17 protein-coding genes and 1 tRNA gene are annotated in these 17,670 nt (G+C 62.7%); 15 read left to right on the forward strand and 3 right to left on the reverse strand.

Going from position 1 to position 17,670, the window contains the following annotated elements; all coding sequences use genetic code 11:
- Positions 1–3 precede the first annotated feature (3 nt).
- The 4 genes from KGJ62_04130 (at position 4) to KGJ62_04145 (ending at position 3,776) form a co-directional block, all read left to right on the forward strand.
- On the forward strand, positions 4–1,071 hold the full coding sequence (locus tag KGJ62_04130; protein MDE2125756.1) for a copper amine oxidase N-terminal domain-containing protein: 1,068 nt from the start codon (positions 4–6) through the stop codon (positions 1,069–1,071).
- A 322-nt stretch (positions 1,072–1,393) separates the two neighbouring features.
- Positions 1,394–1,469: transfer RNA gene (locus KGJ62_04135), tRNA-Phe, on the forward strand.
- A 123-nt stretch (positions 1,470–1,592) separates the two neighbouring features.
- Positions 1,593–2,534, forward strand: coding sequence for a cation transporter (locus KGJ62_04140; GenBank protein MDE2125757.1), 942 nt, complete (start codon positions 1,593–1,595; stop codon positions 2,532–2,534).
- 54 nt (positions 2,535–2,588) lie between these two features.
- A complete protein-coding gene (locus KGJ62_04145) occupies positions 2,589–3,776 on the forward strand; it encodes a glycosyltransferase (protein ID MDE2125758.1) in 1,188 nt (395 codons plus the stop codon).
- Between the two features lie 38 nt (positions 3,777–3,814).
- Here the strand turns inward: KGJ62_04145 and KGJ62_04150 are convergent, their stop codons facing one another.
- The 3 genes from KGJ62_04150 to KGJ62_04160 are packed head-to-tail and all read right to left on the reverse strand — an operon-like array spanning position 3,815 to position 7,155.
- Positions 3,815–5,080, reverse strand: a complete 1,266-nt coding sequence (locus KGJ62_04150; protein MDE2125759.1) for a type II/IV secretion system protein — start codon at positions 5,078–5,080, stop codon at positions 3,815–3,817.
- A gap of 39 nt (positions 5,081–5,119) precedes the next feature.
- The gene (locus KGJ62_04155; protein ID MDE2125760.1) at positions 5,120–6,112 is read right to left on the reverse strand and encodes a sugar ABC transporter substrate-binding protein; all 993 of its coding nucleotides are present in this window, start codon (positions 6,110–6,112) and stop codon (positions 5,120–5,122) included.
- On the reverse strand, positions 6,109–7,155 hold the full coding sequence (locus tag KGJ62_04160; protein MDE2125761.1) for an ABC transporter permease: 1,047 nt from the start codon (positions 7,153–7,155) through the stop codon (positions 6,109–6,111). The genes KGJ62_04155 and KGJ62_04160 overlap by 4 nt, the downstream gene beginning before the upstream one ends.
- A gap of 678 nt (positions 7,156–7,833) precedes the next feature.
- Here KGJ62_04160 and KGJ62_04165 point away from each other — a divergent pair.
- The 11 genes from KGJ62_04165 (at position 7,834) to KGJ62_04215 (ending at position 17,642) form a co-directional block, all read left to right on the forward strand.
- On the forward strand, positions 7,834–8,874 hold the full coding sequence (locus KGJ62_04165) for a hypothetical protein (GenBank protein MDE2125762.1): 1,041 nt from the start codon (positions 7,834–7,836) through the stop codon (positions 8,872–8,874).
- A 261-nt stretch (positions 8,875–9,135) separates the two neighbouring features.
- Positions 9,136–10,080, forward strand: coding sequence for a hypothetical protein (locus KGJ62_04170; protein ID MDE2125763.1), 945 nt, complete (start codon positions 9,136–9,138; stop codon positions 10,078–10,080).
- Between the two features lie 39 nt (positions 10,081–10,119).
- Positions 10,120–10,845 (forward strand): hypothetical protein, encoded by a 726-nt coding sequence (locus tag KGJ62_04175; protein MDE2125764.1) that lies wholly within the window; start codon positions 10,120–10,122, stop codon positions 10,843–10,845.
- Between the two features lie 173 nt (positions 10,846–11,018).
- On the forward strand, positions 11,019–11,300 hold the full coding sequence (locus KGJ62_04180; protein ID MDE2125765.1) for a hypothetical protein: 282 nt from the start codon (positions 11,019–11,021) through the stop codon (positions 11,298–11,300).
- A 97-nt stretch (positions 11,301–11,397) separates the two neighbouring features.
- Positions 11,398–11,811 (forward strand): hypothetical protein, encoded by a 414-nt coding sequence (locus KGJ62_04185; GenBank protein ID MDE2125766.1) that lies wholly within the window; start codon positions 11,398–11,400, stop codon positions 11,809–11,811.
- Between the two features lie 885 nt (positions 11,812–12,696).
- Positions 12,697–13,197, forward strand: a complete 501-nt coding sequence (smpB, locus tag KGJ62_04190) for an SsrA-binding protein SmpB (GenBank protein ID MDE2125767.1) — start codon at positions 12,697–12,699, stop codon at positions 13,195–13,197.
- A 5-nt stretch (positions 13,198–13,202) separates the two neighbouring features.
- Positions 13,203–14,375, forward strand: coding sequence for a galactokinase (galK, locus tag KGJ62_04195; protein MDE2125768.1), 1,173 nt, complete (start codon positions 13,203–13,205; stop codon positions 14,373–14,375).
- A 237-nt stretch (positions 14,376–14,612) separates the two neighbouring features.
- Positions 14,613–14,828: a hypothetical protein gene (locus KGJ62_04200; GenBank protein ID MDE2125769.1), complete on the forward strand. Its 216-nt coding sequence runs from the start codon at positions 14,613–14,615 to the stop codon at positions 14,826–14,828.
- Complete coding sequence (locus tag KGJ62_04205) at positions 14,825–15,829, forward strand: exosortase/archaeosortase family protein (protein MDE2125770.1); 1,005 nt, start codon at positions 14,825–14,827, stop codon at positions 15,827–15,829. The genes KGJ62_04200 and KGJ62_04205 overlap by 4 nt, the downstream gene beginning before the upstream one ends.
- Positions 15,826–16,473 (forward strand): EpsI family protein, encoded by a 648-nt coding sequence (locus KGJ62_04210; GenBank protein ID MDE2125771.1) that lies wholly within the window; start codon positions 15,826–15,828, stop codon positions 16,471–16,473. The genes KGJ62_04205 and KGJ62_04210 overlap by 4 nt, the downstream gene beginning before the upstream one ends.
- Positions 16,470–17,642, forward strand: coding sequence for a glycosyltransferase family 2 protein (locus KGJ62_04215; GenBank protein ID MDE2125772.1), 1,173 nt, complete (start codon positions 16,470–16,472; stop codon positions 17,640–17,642). The genes KGJ62_04210 and KGJ62_04215 overlap by 4 nt, the downstream gene beginning before the upstream one ends.
- Positions 17,643–17,670: the final 28 nt, after the last annotated feature.

A 17,670-nucleotide genomic window follows, 5' to 3' on the forward strand; every position in this document is an offset into this window, starting at 1 on the left:
AATATGTTGAAACCCATTCGAACGACATTGCTCGGTGTTATGGCCATTACAATCTCTGCGGCTAGCCTGGCCGGCCAGATCACCGTAACCGTAAACTCGGTTCCAGTTCACTTTTTGGATGTGCAGCCGCAAATGGTAAATGGCCACGTGCTGGTCCCACTTCGCGGAGTGTTGGAGAGTATGGGAGCGAAAGTCGATTGGAATGCCGCCACACAGACCGTAGTCGCCGTTCGACAGGGTACTGAGATCGATCTTCCGATCGGCAGCCACGCCGGCACCGTGAATGGCCGCCAGGTGGATGTGGCCGTTCCGGCTACCACAATAGGCGGGCGAACGATGGTGCCGCTCCGCTTCATGAGTGAGGCGCTGGGCGCCAATGTTGGATGGTCCGACTATACGCAGACGGTCTCGATCACGACGAGTGGAGGCGCCGAACGCGTCGGGGCTGGCGGTGGACCGCGCAGCCGTCCGAACGGCGGCCGTCCCGCCGCGCACCACGCGCCAATGGCCTATGTAGCGGCTGGGACCGTGGTCCCGCTCACGCTGGATGAGGCGCTGAGCAGCCGGAACAGCCAGCCTGGCGATCGATTCACCGCGTCCGTCGAGAACGGATCAGCGTCGGCTGGGCTGCCAAACGGCACGCGCTTCCACGGAACCGTGAGAAGCGTTGTACCGGCGTCGAATGGCCGACCGGGCGTGCTCGATCTGGCGTTCCAAAGCGTTGAACTGCCCAATGGTGACATTCGTCCGGTTTCCGGTTCTGCGTACAGCACCGATGCGAAATACGTATCTCGCCGGGCCGATGGAGTACTGGTGGCGAAAAACACCTCCAGCAACGATACGCTGAAGTGGGTGGGTATCGGCGCCGGAGCTGGTCTGGTTGTCGGCACGCTGTTGAAGGGAAACAAGCTCGTTGATACCGTGCTCGGCGGCGGTGCCGGATACCTTTTCAGCAAGGTACAGGGCAAGAAGGCATCCGACGTCAACCTTGCGGCAGGAACAAGAATGGGCGTACGGTTCGACAAACGGTTCGCCTACTCCACCGAGGGCCTGAGCCAGTACCACAACTGAAGGTAAGGGTCAGGGCTCGTCGCTAATTCAGCCCCTTGCCGCCGGCCGGCGGCAAGGGGCTGATATGCGTTGGCGCCGCCCGAACCACCGGTTCGCGGAATACGTGTGTCACATAGGTAGTCTCGGCACAAAACCAACAGGCAGCAAGTGACAACAGGCGCCAGTCTACCGCCAGGCAGCGCCGTGCGCGGACACGGTGGTATCCCCGCTTCGGTCAAACCGGGCGGTTTCGTTTCCGGCCGGAGCCATCAGCCATCTACGGCTCAGCGACCCTTGATCCCGGCGCGCCGCTTTGGGTATTATTCCTTGCGTCCAGCCGTATGCCGAGGTAGCTCAGCTGGTAGAGCAGCGGACTGAAAATCCGCGTGTCGTCGGTTCAAGTCCGACCCTTGGCACCACTTTCGTCACGTTCTCCCACGTGGTTCCGCTTTGCCAGGCTGCCTTCAGCAGCGCCGCGCGATGCCAACGCGAAACGTTATGCAAGGCGGTGGCGCCCAACTGGCGCCTTTCGGCGCACGCCGGTGACCGGCGCCGCCCAACCGCCGCCGACTTCCAAAGCGCGTGCGGCACGCCTTTCCGCCGGCATCAACGCCACGCTGGCGGTCCTCAAGTTTGCAGCGGCACTGGCTACCGGGTCAATCTCGGTACTCTCGGACGCGGTGCACTCCACCACCGATGTGATCGCTGCCACCGTCACATGGTATTCGGTAGTCCGGTCCGAAGCGCCGCCCGACGCTGATCACCCGTTCGGCCACGGCAAATACGAAAGCATCTCCGGGCTCGTTGAAGGCTGTATTGTGCTGGCAGCGGCCGGGTTTATGCTGCTGGACGCGGTGACTCACCTGCTTGCGCTGCATCGCGGCGCTGCCCTGCCGCTGCTGCACCCGGGATTCGCGACCGGCGTGATGACCGTTTCGCTGTGCAGCAGCCTTTGGCTCAACCGGGCCCTGTACGGCGCGGCAAGCTCCACCGATTCCCCGGCCCTGATGGCCGAGGCGCGCCACATGCTCACCGATGTACTGACCTCGGCCGCCGTGATTGTCGGCTTGATCGTATCGCAGATATCCGGCGCGGCCGGCGCAGATGCCGTCGCAGCCCTTGTCGTAGTAGCGGTAATCGCACAAATCGGCGTCCGAATACTGCGCGACGCAACCCAGCCACTGCTCGATTCCAGCCTCCCGCAGGAGGAGGAAGCAAAGATAATTCAGATTCTTAACGCACATCCGGCGGTTCTCGGGTATCACAAGTTACGTACCCGGCGCGCAGGTTCGGAACGGCACGCAGATGTGCACGTGCAATTGGATGACGACTGCACTCTGGTGCAGGCGCATACATTGACCGAGGAGTTGGAAGACAGTATACGGGCGGCGCTGCCGGCTATGCGTATAACGATCCACACGGAGCCGTTTCGCGCTGAATTGGAACACCAGGCGGCCGAACGCCGCCACGACAGCGACCCGTAGGCTTGCTTCATCAGCGTGATGCAAGCATTGGATGTTCTCTGGATTCAGGCGCCTATGATCTTCCATTATCTGCTGCGACACCTCGGTCCGGTAAACGCTCTTCTTGCAGCGTCAGCATTCGCCGCGTGGGCGTCAGGCATCACCCTGCTGATCCTGCATCGCGGCCGATACCCATCGTTGGACCGCGTGGATCTCTCGCAGTCGGAAATGGCGAACTTGCCGCCACTCTCAATTCTGGTGCCGGCGTGCGACGAAGAGGCAACTATCGAGCGCGCCATGCGCAGTCTGATTGACCTGGACTACCCGGGTTACGAAATTGTGGCCGTCAACGACCGCTCCACCGACAGCACGGGAAGTATCCTGGAGGCGATGGCGCGCGACTGTCCGCGACTGAAGGTAATACATATCGACCATCTTCCGTCCGGATGGCTGGGCAAGAACCACGCCCTGCACGTCGCATCGCAGCACGCTTCCGGAGATTGGCTCCTCTTCACGGACGCAGACGTGATCCACAACGCCGACACGCTCAGTAGAGCGGTTGCCTGGGCGCGCAAACGAAGTCTCGGCCATCTGGTGCTCTGCCCGCGCGTAGAGACGCACGGCTTCTGGGAGAAGCTGTTTGTCAGCTACTTCGGCTTGATGTTCAGCTTTCGGGTTAGGCCGTGGGCGGTGCCGGATGCAAGCAAGAGCGCCTACATCGGAGTCGGGGCCTTCAATCTCGTACGGGCCGATGCGTACCGTTCATTTGGAGGCCACACTGCGCTGCCGATGGAGGTGTGCGACGATACGAAACTGGGAAAGCTCATCAAGCAGCACGGCTTCCAGCAGCAGGTGCTGAACGGACCCGGTCTCCTCTCCGTGCGTTGGGTGGTGGGTCTGCGTGGCGCTATTGATGGTTTGAGCAAGAATGCATTTGCCGGCTTTGAGTTTCGGCCAACCGAGATGCTTGCCTCGGTCGGCTGCCTTGCCGTGTCCGGTGTCTATCCCGTTATCGCGCTGGCCACGCACAGCAATGCGATTCGCCTGCTTGGCCTCGCCTCTCTGCTCCTGATGGTGGTGGGCGGGGCGTGTATGCGGCGGATCGCAGATGCCCGGTTGTGGATCGGCGCCGCGTATCCGCTTGCTGCGCTCCTCCTCATCTTCATCATTCTTCGATCCACGTACCGCGTCTATCAGTGCGGTGGAATCGTCTGGCGTGGAACGCACTATGCTTTGGATGAACTTCGCCGTGGCGTGGTGTAGCGCGTAGTAAGCGATAACAACGCTGAACCGGTGGTGAACTACCCTACCGTCATCGTGGAGTAGACCGCGGTGAAGACCTCGCGCGGGGTGGTCAGCCCGCTGGATATCTTGTCGTAGCCGTCATCCAGCATCGTGCGCATCCCCTGTTTCGCAGTCATCGCGGTTTTCAGTTCTGTGATGGTTGCGCGGCGCGCGATCATCTCACGCAGCTCCGGCGTGCTGATAAAGATCTCAAAGATACCAAGTCGCCCTTTGAAGCCCGTGTTGCGGCACAACTCACACCCCGTTCCGCGCTTGAACTTCCAGTTTTGCACCTGGTCGGGCTCCAGCCCGATCTCAAGGAGCTCATCGTTCTCGGGCTTGTAGTCGGTTTTACAGCTGGTGCACACGGTGCGAACAAGGCGCTGAGCCATTACAGCCTGTACCGTGCTGGCGATCAGATACGCTTCGGCTTCCATGTCGATCATACGGCCGATCGTCTCCACGGCGTTGTTGGTGTGCAATGAACTGAGCACAAGGTGGCCGGTAAGGCTGGCCTGAATGCCGATGCCGAGTGACTCCGGGTCACGCATCTCTCCCACCATCATCACGTCTGGATCCTGGCGCAGAAACGAACGCATGACGCGCGGAAACGTCATCTTGTCGGTGACGCCTACCTGCGTGATGTGGTCGCTGAATTCGTACTCGATCGGGTCCTCCACCGTGACGATGTTCCGCTTGGTGCGATCCAGCTTGTTCAGAGACGCGTAGAGCGTGGAGGTTTTGCCCGAACCGGTTGGACCGGTGACCAGCACCATTCCATACGAGCTCTGGATGGCATTCGACCATTTGCCTTTTACGTCTTGCGGCATGCCCAGCTTGTCCAGCTCCACACGCGCAGAAGCTGGGTCCAGCAGGCGCATCACCACCTTCTCACCGTTCAACATCGGCAGGCAGCTCATTCTGGCGCTCAGTTTGCGAGCGCCATACTCCATATCCACACGGCCATCCTGTGGTTCGCGACGTTCGTCGATATGCATTCCCGCGCTCAGTTTGAGGCGGGCGAGGATGTTTGGCACGATGTCCGGGCTGTACTGGCCCACGTCGTGCATCACGCCATCGATGCGATAGCGTACGAGGAGGCGGCTGCGCTCCGGCTGCAGATGGACGTCGGATGCGCCAAGATCAAGCGCCTTGCGGAGCAGGAAGTCCACCGCAGTCACCGCCTCGGTTAAATCGCCGCCCATCTCGCGCGAAACACCCGATTCGCGGATAATCAATCGGAACTGGGCCGGCGCTCCGGTGCGGGACGTTACCTGGGTCATTGTATCTGCTCCTCTATTCGACCGTTCTGCGGTACGTGGCTACGGGCTCGATGGTTGTAGAAACTGGCCGACGTTCGCCTTTGTTACGATAACACATGGCGTCTCCACCACCTTCGGCGCCTTCTTCTCCTGGAAGTAGAGGTTCATGGTGTCGATAATCGCCTGACCCATCTTGCGTGGCTGTGTAGCGAGCGTGGCTGTCATTTTGCCCTGGCTGATGTCTTTCAGCGAGTCGCTGTTTCCATCGATCCCAACCGTTAATAGCGTTCGGCCCGAGTCGCGGGCTGCCTGTGCCGCGCCTTGCGCCATGGCGTCGCTGCAGCCGAAAACCAGGTCCAGCCCGGGGAAACGCTGCAGCCAGTCTCGCGTTATCGATGTGCCCGGCGCCCGCAGCCACTGGCCGTTCTGCTCAGCCACCACCTTGATGCCGGGGTATTTCGCTAGCGCCTGCTTAAAGCCGCCGGCTCGGGCATCTGTATGGTCACCGGGCTCACCGTCCAGGATAGCCACCTCGCCCTTGTAGGCGCCGTTTTTCTGTTTCAGCAGGCTGGCGGCCTCGGCGCCGCACATCTCGCCGCCCTTCAATTCGTCGTAGCCGATATATGAAACGACGTTGCCTTTCACCGGTGTGATCTGGTTGTGTACAAAAATCGGTACTCCGGCAGCGTTGGCCTTCTGAATGATGGTGTTGAGTGCATCGGGATTAATGCCGCAAACGCTGATCGCGGCCGGCTGCTTCTGAATAATGTCCTGCGCCAGCGCCACCTGGCCGGCGTAGTCGCTCTCCTTTTGCGGGGCCTGGTCAATGATCGGCGGCCAGCCGAGCTTCTGTGCTTCAGCCGCGGCTCCCTTGGGCAGCTCCACATGGAACTCGCTCGTTTTGGCCGGCGAGATAATCGCAACGAGACGGCTGTTTGCCCCGGAGCCGGTTGAGGCTGCTCCACCTCCGTGACAGCCACTGAGCAGGATCGCGGAAATCACCACGCCAAGCAGAGCCGCCCGTTCCGACCGGTGAATGTGTCTGCCGCTCATGTCCTCGATCTCCTTCGCTTCTGAAACTCATCAAATGCTACCGCAAGAATGATGACGCTGCCGATTGTGACACGCTGCCAGTTCGAATCGACATTGGTCAGGTTAAGGCCGTTTCTGATGGTGCGCATCAGCAGCGCTCCTGCAAACGTGCCTGCCAGACTGCCCTGCCCGCCAAAGAGGCTTGTGCCGCCAATCACAACTGCGGCGATGGCGTTCAATTCAAGATCGGTTCCGGCATCCGGAACCGCAGCGCCTACGGTCGCCGCCTCGATAATGCCGCCAACGGCAGCCAGCACCCCGGCTGAAATGTAAACGCCAATCAGGATGCGGTCTACGGGCAAGCCCGAGAGGCGCGCAGCGGACTCGTTGCCACCGATGGCATAGATCGACCGTCCCACCGCGGTCCGCGTCAAAACGATATAGCCGATGGCATATATAACAGCCATCACTAGAATTGCCAGGGTGAGATTCGTCTCAAAGCCGTTGGATGAGCGGATGCTGATGAGGTTGCGCGCCGTAACTTCAAACAGCGGCGGGATGCCGGAGGATATTCCGGTGCCGTGCGATGCGATATATACCAGCCCCCGCAGCATCGTCATGGCGCCCAGGGTCACGATGAATGGCGGCACGCGCAGGCGCGTCACAGCCAGGCCGTTGCACAGGCCGGCGGCCGCTCCGGTTGCCAGGGCGATCACAAACCCGGCCAGGGCCGTTCCGGCGAGCCCGCCCAGTGCGTGCGCCTCGTGCGTCATCACCCACGCCGCGAGAAATGCGGACAGGGCGGCGATGCTGCCGACCGAGAGATCGATGCCGGCCGTGAGAATCACCGCCGTCATGCCGACAGCCACGATGCTGATTTCAACCGATTGGTCGAGGATGTTGAGCAGATTGGACGGTTGGCGAAACTGCGGCTGGAGTACGGCAAAAACTACTATTACAACAGCAAGGGCTATATAGGCGCCAGCGTTTCGCCAGGCGGTTCGCATGGCGAAAGTATAACACAACCCGTGGCTCGCCGCGGCGGCCATGCCTCGTGCCGGCATCCAGTGTGGATGCCTCGTGGCAGGGCTGGAGGGGTCGGTTCCACCGGCCATTTTCTAAGGTGTGCGTTTGTCGGCGCCGCACATCAGGTGCAGGGGCTCAAGCGCCGGCGCCTCCGGCGGCGTTCCGGCTCTGCCCTGGTCTCAACTCACGGCTCCCGCCAGCCACAAGCAGCGATACTTGCGCACCGACAGCCTCAGCACGTCGCTCCGTTACCCAACCCGCCGCATAGTCTCGCGGGCGTGATACGCCCTATATGTCGCGTACGTCTCATTTGTCCCATTCTCGGTACACACCAGGGTGAACCGCTCAAACGTGAGACGCAGGAACCGACTTCAGGTTCGATTGCCGCCGGGCGGTCTCAGCGGGCATCGAATGTAGTGCCTGGTGATGACGAGCACCAGTCGTCACCACAACTGTCCGCCCGGCCGTCATCCCATACGTCTGCACGAAACGGCATCCCAAGCAGCGCCGAAGGATAGGCAGTTGATGGCGCCGGTTCCCGCCACCGCGCTCACCACTGCATAGTTCAACTCTTAAACGTCAAAACGAATTGAATAAGGTCGCTCGGATGGAACTTTCCGGCCCGAAAAACTCGCTTTACCTTTTGAGTGCAGGATGCGTGCGAACATTTTCAGATAAAGGTCGTATACTCCTTGACAGGCTTTGTCTGGTAGATTATGATCACTTTGGTTTCGATTTCCTATACCGTGGATCCGGTTGGAAACCGCACCGGCGAAACGGTGGGAAGCACCTCTACAAGCTTCACGATGGATAACGACGATGAGCTTACGGCGACCAGCGGCGGATTCGCGAACAGCTATTCGTACAACGCCAACGCCGAGCAGTCCGGCCGCACGCTGGCCGGCACGGCGTACACCCTCGCCTTCGATTACGACGGCCAGCTCAAGTCGATCACCCAAGGTACGGCGGTGACCGGTTTCGGCTACGACGCCCTGGGCCGCCGCGTGAGCCGCACCGCTTCAGGCACCACCACCTCCACGCAGTATGCCGGCGGCGCGCCGGTGACGGAGATGCAGGGTTCAAGCTTCACCGCCGCGTACACCGTTGGTAACGACCTGCTGCGCCGCAACGGCGAGTATCCGGCATTCGATGGCCTCGGCTCCGCCCGCGCGGAAACCAACAGCTCCGGCACGGCCACCGCGACGCAGGATTTCGATGCCTTTGGAAACAGCATCGCGAGCAGCGGCTCGACTTCGAGCCCGTACAACTTCGCCGGCGATTGGGCGTACCAGAGCAACGGCGACGCCGGGCTGCAGCACGTAGGAGCACGCTACTACGACCCGCAGGTCGGGCGATTCGCCAGCCGCGACAGCATGCTGGATCAGATGCCGTATGCGTATTGCGGTGGTGAGCCGAACGATTTCGTGGATCCGGAAGGGGACAAGCCGAGCTGGTGGCAGAAGCTGAAGGCGGCCGTCGGCATCGCCATAGGAATCGGGAGTGGTCGCCTACCGGGCGTGCCGGTTAACCTGGGCGGCGACCAACTCCCACCAGCGGTATCGATCGATCCGAAAAGGGAGGCCGGTAGCGGCCAAGGCTCTGGCGGCGATGGCGACGGGGATCCGCCGAGCGGCGGCGTGCCCTGGGCCGAGATCGGCGAGGGCGCTCTAGCGATTGGAGCTCTTGCTGTATTAGCGATCGTCATAGTCGGCAGCGGCGGCGCCGCCACGCCCGTACTGCTCTTGGCAGCCGGGTAGACGCGGTTGGCTCGTCGTGAGAGGGCGGGTAGCGTGGTCGCGGAAGACGGTCAGATGCGGGCGATCGCCGCCGAGGCATATCAACAATGCACGCGCTTGTTTGGCGCGCCGCGAGATGCGGGATGGGACATGGTCGTGGTCCCGGACCGACGCCGCGGGGCCACGGACTGGCAGCCACCAGATGTAAGGCGGAGGCCTTGGCGCCGCGACTACCTGCTCATCATGCCGGTGCCATCTCCTCCCGACAGCGACGCGCGTACCTTGGTCGTGGAGCTTGTAGCGCAACGCGTGATGCTGATGAGGCTGCTGTGGCTTACCCGTGCGGACCTGCTTTGGACGCTTAGCGCGGCGGCCACGACGCTGGATTATTGCCGTCGGGGGGAGGGGATTTCGGCCGCCGAGATCGGCGCCTCGTGCCGCCTGATGATAATTGCACGCCGCGGCGTCGCGGTGCGAAAGGCACCGTCGGATCTCTGTACCTTCATCCCAGGCCGGCGACCCAGCCGGGAAGACGCGCTTGCGGCCCAAGTCGTGGGCGCAAGCTCGAGATGCGCTGCGTTGGCGCTACTCGCGCTAGTTGGACCGAAGCACACCTGCCGCCTTGCGCAGGAACGCGATGTTCGGCGGTGGCTGGACCCGCTGCCGTTATGGAAGCAGTCGCTTGCGTTAGAAGTGATCGCCACCGTCACTGCTGATTTCGCACGCCTTGGCGCTGGCCCGCCGGCCGGCATCCTTCCAACCGAGGATGCAGGTCCGGGCGCGTGGGCACGAGCGGCCACCGCGCTGGCCCTCGCTGCGGAGCATGCGCGCGCGCTGGCAGTGTGCCGGACTGCGCTCGAACTCTATCCGGACTGCCCAGCGCCGTGGCGGGTTATGGCAACTGTGTTTGACGACATCGGCCCCGTTGACGAGGCCATCGCGTGTTCGCGCCGATACCTTGAAGCGCGCCCAACGAGTTGGCGCGTCCGCGCGCAGTTCGCGTACCAGCTTCTCCGTGCTTCGGAACCCGCCGCGGCGGCCGCCGAATTTCGCCGCACACTTACTCTACGCAACGACGCCTACGCGCGATACGGACTCGGCAAGGCCCTCTGGCAGTTGTCCGATCCCGACGGTGCGCTGGCGCAGTGGCGGATCGCTGCGGCCAGCCCACAACACCGACCTGCCGCCGCCGCGCGCGGTGAGCTCGCGGCATACTCACGGGCCTGACCGGAGCCCATGTGAGAATGGTGAGTCGCTACGGGTCCCTTGCATTGGCGAGCACCGGACCGCATCGACGGCCGCACGACGCAGGTTACCGACGCCAACAGCAACGTGGTAAAATTCGGATATGACTGGGGCAGCCGCCTCACGTCGGAAACGCGAACCGGCTCGAACCCGTACTCCATTTCGTATACGGTGGATCCGGTAGGAAACCGCACCGGCGAAACGGTGGGAAGCACCTCTACAAGCTTCACGATGGATAACGACGATGAGCTTACATCGACTAGCGGCGGATTCTCGAACAGCGATTCGTACAACGCCAACGGCGAGCAGACCGGCCGCACGCTGGCCGGCACGGCATACACCCTCGCCTTCGATTACGACGGCCAGCTCAAGTCGATCACACAGGGTACGGCGGTGACCGGTTTCGGCTATGACGCCCTGGGCCGCCGTGTGAGCCGCACCGCTTCAGGCACCACCACCTCCACGCAATACGCTGGCGGCGTGCCGGTGACCGAAATGCAGGGAAGCGCCTTCACGGCGGCTTACACCCTCGGCAACGACCTGCTCCGCCTAACGGCGCGTACCCCGCATTCGATGGCGTGGGATCGGCACGCGCCGAAACCAACAGTTCCGGCACAGCCACGGTCACGCAGGATTTCGACGCGTTTGGAAACACGATCGCGAGCAGCGGATCTACCTCCAGCCCATACAACTTCGCCGGCGACTGGGCGTACCAGAGCGACGGGGACGCCGGGCTGCAGCACCTAGGAGCACGCTATTACGACCCGCAGGTCGGGCGGTTCGCCGGCCGCGACGGCATGCTGGACCAGATTCCGTACGCATATTGCGGAGGCGAGTCGAACGATTTGATGGATCCGAGCGGGTGTTGGCCTAAATGGCCGTTCTGGCGCGGAGTGATCGCCGGCGGAGCGGCCCTAATCTTGGTTGGCGTCGGTGGAGCGATCGTTGTACTAGCCCTCGGCGGCGGACTGATCGTAGGGACAATCGTCGGGGCTGTGGGCGGGGCTACGGTTGGGGTGATTGGCTGGGGATGGGGTCTGGCCCGGACGGATCCCGACGGCGTCACTCCGGGGGGCCTTGAAGAGGCGGCGTTAAAGGGGGGCATCCTCGGCGCCTTGCGTGGCCTGCCATATGGCAGCTTTACCGCCCGCCTCGATCCGCCTCCGGTGCGATTGCCGTACGGGATACAAGGGCCGTTCTGATGCGAGCGCACGGCCAAATCCGCGCATGTTGCTGGCCCCGAAGCTGTGCGCAACCTGGTTGCGGTGGGGTGCTGCCCGGCTGGATCGGAGGGTTCCGATGACGAGCGCCGTCGCACCGGCGGCATGTTCGGACATGATAGAGCATATCATCATCGCGTTCGGATTAGCCGCGCTCGGGTTATTGTATACGATCATCGTCGGGCCGCCGTTAGCCGCTATCATGCGCCGGTCGCCCGACGGCGTTGACCGCGTGGTGCGGGGATTGATCGTCGGTCCCAGCTTCGCTCCCGGGCCGCTCGGGTTCATGGTACTCATCGGCACTTTCGACGACCGCGCCGCGTCACCGGAACGCTGGCTTGCCGCTGTGGGCTATCTCGTCATATGGGGTATCACCGTTCGGTCCATTGCACGCCGTCGGCAACTCTGGTGCGAAATAATCGGCGTGCCGATCGGCGACACGGCGCCGGGTAGCGCGAGTCGGTCGCACGACGCAGGTCACGGATGCCAATAACAACGTGATAAAATTCGGCTACGACTGGGGCAGCCGCCTCACGTCGGAAACGCGGACCGGCTCAAACCCGTACTCGATTTCGTATACGGTGGATCCGGTTGGAAACCGCACCGGCGAAACGGTGGGAACCGCCGCTACGAGTTTCACGATGGATAACGACGATGAGCTTACGTCGACCAGCGGTGGATTCGCGAACAGCTATTCGTACAACGTCAACGCCGAGCAGTCCGGCCGCACGCTGGCCGGTACGGCGTACAGCCTCGCCTTCGATTACGATGGCCCCGGCTCGGCACGCGCCGAAACCAATAGTTCCGGCACGGCCACGGTCACGCAGGATTTCAACGCGTTTCGAAGCACCATCGCCAGCAGCGGCTCGACGTCGAGCACGTACAACTTCGCCGGCGACTGGGCCTACCAGAGCAATGGCGACGCCGGGCTGCAGCACCTAGGAGCACGCTATTACGACCCGCAGGTCGGTCGGTTCACCAGCCGCGACAGCATGCTCGACCAGATACCGTACGCGTATTGCGGGGGCGAACCGAACGATTTCGTGAATCCGAGCGGGTGCGGTGTGCTGGCGGCCAGGCGGCATCGGCGCCAGCGGCCGGTGGTCACGACGTTTAATCGATGCTCGGCGCCTTCGGGACAGCTATCCACAAGAGTCCCGGCCCTCGACGCACACGTTTTGGGTTCAGGCAGCGGTCCGCAGCGGCGCTTGCGTTGCCATAACGACGGAATACCGCTCCGCATTCCAAACTCCAGGATCGTCGTGCCCGGGTTAGCTTCGGCCTACGCCGCGGTTTGTAAGTCCGCCTTGCCTCGGCCGCGCATCTCATCCCAGCGGCGGCAGGTACACTCTCTAGCTGCTGCACGCTGCCACGAGCCATGCTCACCTCAACCCTTCCTCAAAAGCCTCAAAAGCAGCCACCACGCGCTCCGGTTATACAGAACCGTCGGGCGCGCCATGAGTACCATATCCACGACACGCTGGTTGCGGGCATCGTGCTGGCCGGCGTCGAGGTGAAGTCGCTGCGTGCCGGCCGCGCCAATCTCTCGGACGCCTTCGCTCGCGTCGAGCACGGCGAGGTATGGCTCTACAATTTGCACATCTCTCCGTGGGCGCAGGGCAGCCAGTGGAATGGCGAGCCCACGCGTCGGCGCAAACTGCTCCTACATCGCGCGCAGATCGAGCAGATCCGCGTTCAGAGTGAGCAGAAGGGACGGTCGATCGTGCCGCTCAAGATATTCTTTGACCGCGGCTTCGCAAAGCTGGAGATCGCCATCGCAGAGGGAAAGAAGCTCCACGACAAGCGTGAGTCGATTGCAGAGAAGGACCGGCTGCGGGAGAGCGCGCGCGAGGCGGCACGCGGAGGGCGCGATGGGTAGCCGCGGTGGATGACGCGGCGCTGGCGGAGTTGGTTGTCGAGGAGCATCGCCGCCAGTTTCGATGCTCGCCACAGCTTATTGCCCGGGCGCCGGGCCGCGTCAATCTGATCGGTGAGCACACCGATTACAACGATGGGTTTGTTTTTCCAGCCGCGATTGAGCGCAGCGTAATGATCGGCGCGTCACCACGCGATGATCGCACCGTTCTTGCCTGGTCCGCCCAGTTTCAGCGCCCGACGCGCTTCAACCTCGACACGATCCAGCATGCCCGCACGCACGCCAGTGCCTGGAGCAACTACCTCCGGGCGATGGCGGCGCTCCTTCCGGATACCGGAATACCACTCTGCGGCCTCAACTGTACGATTGCGGGTTCCGTACCTCTCGGCGCCGGCCTCAGCTCCAGCGCCGCCATGCTGGTGGCATGCGGGCTATGCCTCAGCACGGCAGCCGGTGTGCCGCTCTCCGGGGTAGCTCTGGCGCTCCTGGCCCAGCGCGCCGAGCGTGAGTTCGTAGGCGTCAACGTCGGCATTATGGATCAGTACATCTCCGCGCTCGGCCAGCGCGGGCACGCTCTGCTGATAGATACACGTTCACTCGAGTTCAAGCCGGCGCCGCTGCCGGAAGCCGGCCTCTCCATCGTGATCGCAGATACGCTGAAACCGCGTGGGCTTGTCAAATCGGCGTACAACACACGGCGACGCGAGTGCGAACTCGCCGTCCAGCTTCTAAAGCCGGTGCTGCCCGGCATAACCGCGCTGCGCGACGTTTCGCTGCTGCAATTGGAGCAGCACGAGCAGCTACTGCCGCAGCCGGTCCGAAACCGTGCTCGCCACGTAGTTACGGAGGATGAGCGCACTCTGCAGGCATTCGACGCGCTCCAACGCGGTGAGTTTGAGTTGTTCGGATCTTTGATGAACCAATCGCACAGCAGCCTTCGTGACTGGTACGAAGTCAGCTGCCCGGAGCTCGATGCGCTCACCGAGGCCGCGCTCACTATTCCCGGTGTGCTTGGATCGCGCATGACGGGCGCCGGCTTCGGCGGTTGTACGGTGAGCCTTGTGCGTGATGAGTCGGTTGAACTGTTCCGGCAAGAGGTGCCCAGGCTGTACCATATAGCCACCGGCGGGCAGACCGAAATACTGGTAACCCGCGCGGCCAGCGGCGCCTGCCTGCTGTAACCGGTACGGAGCAAGCTGCCCGCTTTCCGGACCGATTGTCCCCCCGTTCTAATCCGGAATTGTGTTGGATACTGCATAGCCGGCGAACAAACGGGCCGACCAGTCAATCATACTTTTCCGTCAGGCGCCACAGCCCCGGTGCATAAGTCCCTAATCGGGTCGGCAGTGCCTGCACAAAAGTCCCTGTGCCGGCACACTTTTGGGTGTCTGCAATTCCAGTTTCGGTCCTGAGCAATCATGATATCCACCACCCTCAAGCCAGTCCGGCCACTTATCGTTGATCCGCCCCGCAACCTTGACGTCTGGGTGCTTTCACGGCGGATGACAGAATCCACGGGAGACGACCGGGCGCAGCGTCTCGGCGCCAAGCCATCGTACCGATCCCAGAGTCCCGTTCGTGAGTTTGCGCAGATTGTGTTCCGTCCACTGCGTATGGGTTTCGTCCGAGGATGACCGATGCTGCCGGTAGAGCGGCAACATCACTTCATCACGATCCGGTTCCGGTTCCCGACGCCTGGGTGCTTGCGCGGCGACTGACAGACTCGCCGCGCGAGCAGCCGGCCCACCCGGACGCTTTGTCCGGCCGGAGCCCTGGACCACGGGCTTCCCAGGCCCTTCTTCTTGGGGCGTTCGGCGGCTTGATGGCGCTGGCCTTCCTTCTGGCATTCCTACCATTTGCACCGGTCTGGAAGTCAGACCCGAATCTCACATTTGGGCCGGCAGTGGTAGCAGCTGCGATTGTTGTGGCAATCATCCGGCGTCGCAGCATCGCAGCGGTCACCCAGCCGCATGGCGCGGGTCTGGTGGTTGCGGGCGGGGCAGCGCTCCTGTTCGTAATCGGATCGCTGACGGATGTGGATCCGGCCTGCGCCCTCGGTGCGGCGCTGCTTGCAATTGGAGGCTGCCTCTGGCTGTTTGGATGGCGATCGGCGGCCGCGGCATCCGGTCCAGCAGCCGTTGCGATGTTCGCCGTACCGTGGCCATCCACTCTGGTGGCTCTGCTGGCCAATCCGCTCCGAGGCGCCAGTGTAACCGGCGCGCTGCTCATGACACGTCTGGTCGGCGTCAAGGTGCTGCCGGCCGGCATCCTTCTCACGGTGCTGCCTGCACATGCGGGCGGCGAGCCATTTCGCCTTATCGTTGCCGATGCCTGCGATGGTTACGGCTCCCTGCTGGTTCTTGGCGCCATCGCCACAATGGTTGCATGTTTTACGCCCGGGTCGTGGTTCAACCGCGGCTTACTGATCGCGCTGGCGCTGCCGCTCGCCGTCATCACCAACGCCGTGCGGCTGGCCAATGTATTGGTGATGTCTGCTTATGCCGGGCGGGCCGCCGCTATGCGCGTTCACGAACTTGAGCATCCGTTCCTGCTCCTGCTGGTCTGCCTCGTCCTGATGGGTGCTCGATCGCTTTTGATCCGAGCGGATCGACGCCGAAGTGGCGGCCCGGAATGACCACACGGCTCCTTGTCATCAATAGCCTTGCCGCCGTGATGCTGCTTGCCGCGTGGGCGATTCGACCTGGTAAGGGCCCTGTGGCTACCCGGCATCTCGCGTCACTGCATCTCGCGCTTCCCGGTTGGACAACGGCCACGGAAACGCTGCCGCCGTCGGAAGACGCCATGCTGCAGGCGCAAGACGTTCTGTTACAGGACTACACGCTGCCCGGCGATGGCTGGCTGGACTTCGCACTCATCGTTGGCAGCCGGCGCCAGTCGCTGCACCGTCCCGAGGCTTGCCTGGCCGGCGACGGCTGGGTGACGCTTCAAACCGAGCCGGTCACGCTCAAGCTGGACGGCCTCGACATTCACGCCGAGCGCTCGCTGCTCAACCGCGAAGGCCATCTGGCCCTGGTTACCTGGTTCTTCACCGATGGCTCGGTTACTACTCCGGGTCAGGTGCAGTTGCTGTTACGCCAGGTGCAGGCGCGGCTGGCAGGAGGCCGCGGTGATGCCGCTCTCGTGCGGGTGATGACGGCGGTTACCGGTAAATCGGGAGAGGCCGATGCGGTAACGCGAGCATTCCTGGCCCGCAACATACTCACCATTCTGCGCGCCGCCGGACCGCCGGCCGCCAACACCGCAGGAGCGAATCAATGAGCCTGGCGCTGATCGTTATCTTTTGGCTGATGTGGGGCCTTGCTGCCTTCACGTACGTGGTATTCCCGGTTTCGCTGTGGCTCGCCGCCAAAACCCGGCGTGCCGCAGCCGAGCCGGCGCTGCTGGACGACGCGGATTTGCCCACCGTGGTGATGGTGGTTGCGGCGCATAATGAAGAGCGACACATTGCGGCCAAGCTGGCCAACAGCTGGGCGCTGGACTATCCGCAGAGCAAGTTCACCCTCACGATCGGCTCGGATGGTTCCTCCGATGGCACCAACCATTTGCTGGCATCCTGCACGCGGCCCAACTTCCGGGCACGCCTTTTCACGCAGCGCCGCGGCAAGCCTTCGGTACTGAACGACCTGGTTGCCGAGGTGGATGCCGACATTATCGTGATGTCCGACGCGAACACTCGGTATGCACCGGACGCCCTCCGGCGGCTGGTCCGCCACTTCCGCGATGCGAACGTGGGCTGTGTCAGCGGCGAGTTAAAGCTGGGGCAGAACGGCGGCGTCTCAGGCGAGGGGCTCTACTGGAAGTACGAGGGCTGGATCAAGCGGTGCGAGAGCCGGCTGGGCTTTCTGATGGGCTGCAACGGCGGGATCTATGCGATGCGCCGCTCGCTCTACCAGCCGCTCCCGGCGGGTACCATCGTGGACGACTATGTGCAGAGCCTGAGCGTACTCCGCGGCGGGAAGCAGGTAAAGTTCGATCCCACAGCTGTGGCCGTCGAGCCGCCCTGCGAATCGGCGCGCGACGAAATGGTTCGGAAGTCTCGCATCGGCGCCGGCGCGTTCCAGTCCATCGGCCTCACCGCCGATCTGCTGCACCCGCGCCATGGGCTGAAAGCCTATGCGTTCCTCGGGCACAAGGTGATGCGTTGGTTCGTTCCGTGGTACCTGCTAATAGGTTTTGTAGCGAATATGCTTCTGGTGACGCATCCGTTCTACCAGGCGCTGATGCTGCTGCAGATGTCCGGCGTATTCACCGCCTGGCTGGCTTACCGCAATCTGCTGCCCCGATTCGCACCGCGACTGGCGCGCCCTGTCAGCTACTTCTACCTGATGAACTATGCTCTCTTCTGCGGATTCTGGCGGTTCGTGTGCCGCACGCAGAAGGTCACATGGGAGCGTGCCGCCACGGTGGTTCAGCCGGCAAACGCTTAAGAAGTGGCGCCGGCGGCATCCATTCCCG

It is taken from the genome of Armatimonadota bacterium, from assembly GCA_028871815.1.
Classification (GTDB): domain Bacteria; phylum Armatimonadota; class Chthonomonadetes; order Chthonomonadales; family Chthonomonadaceae; genus REEB205.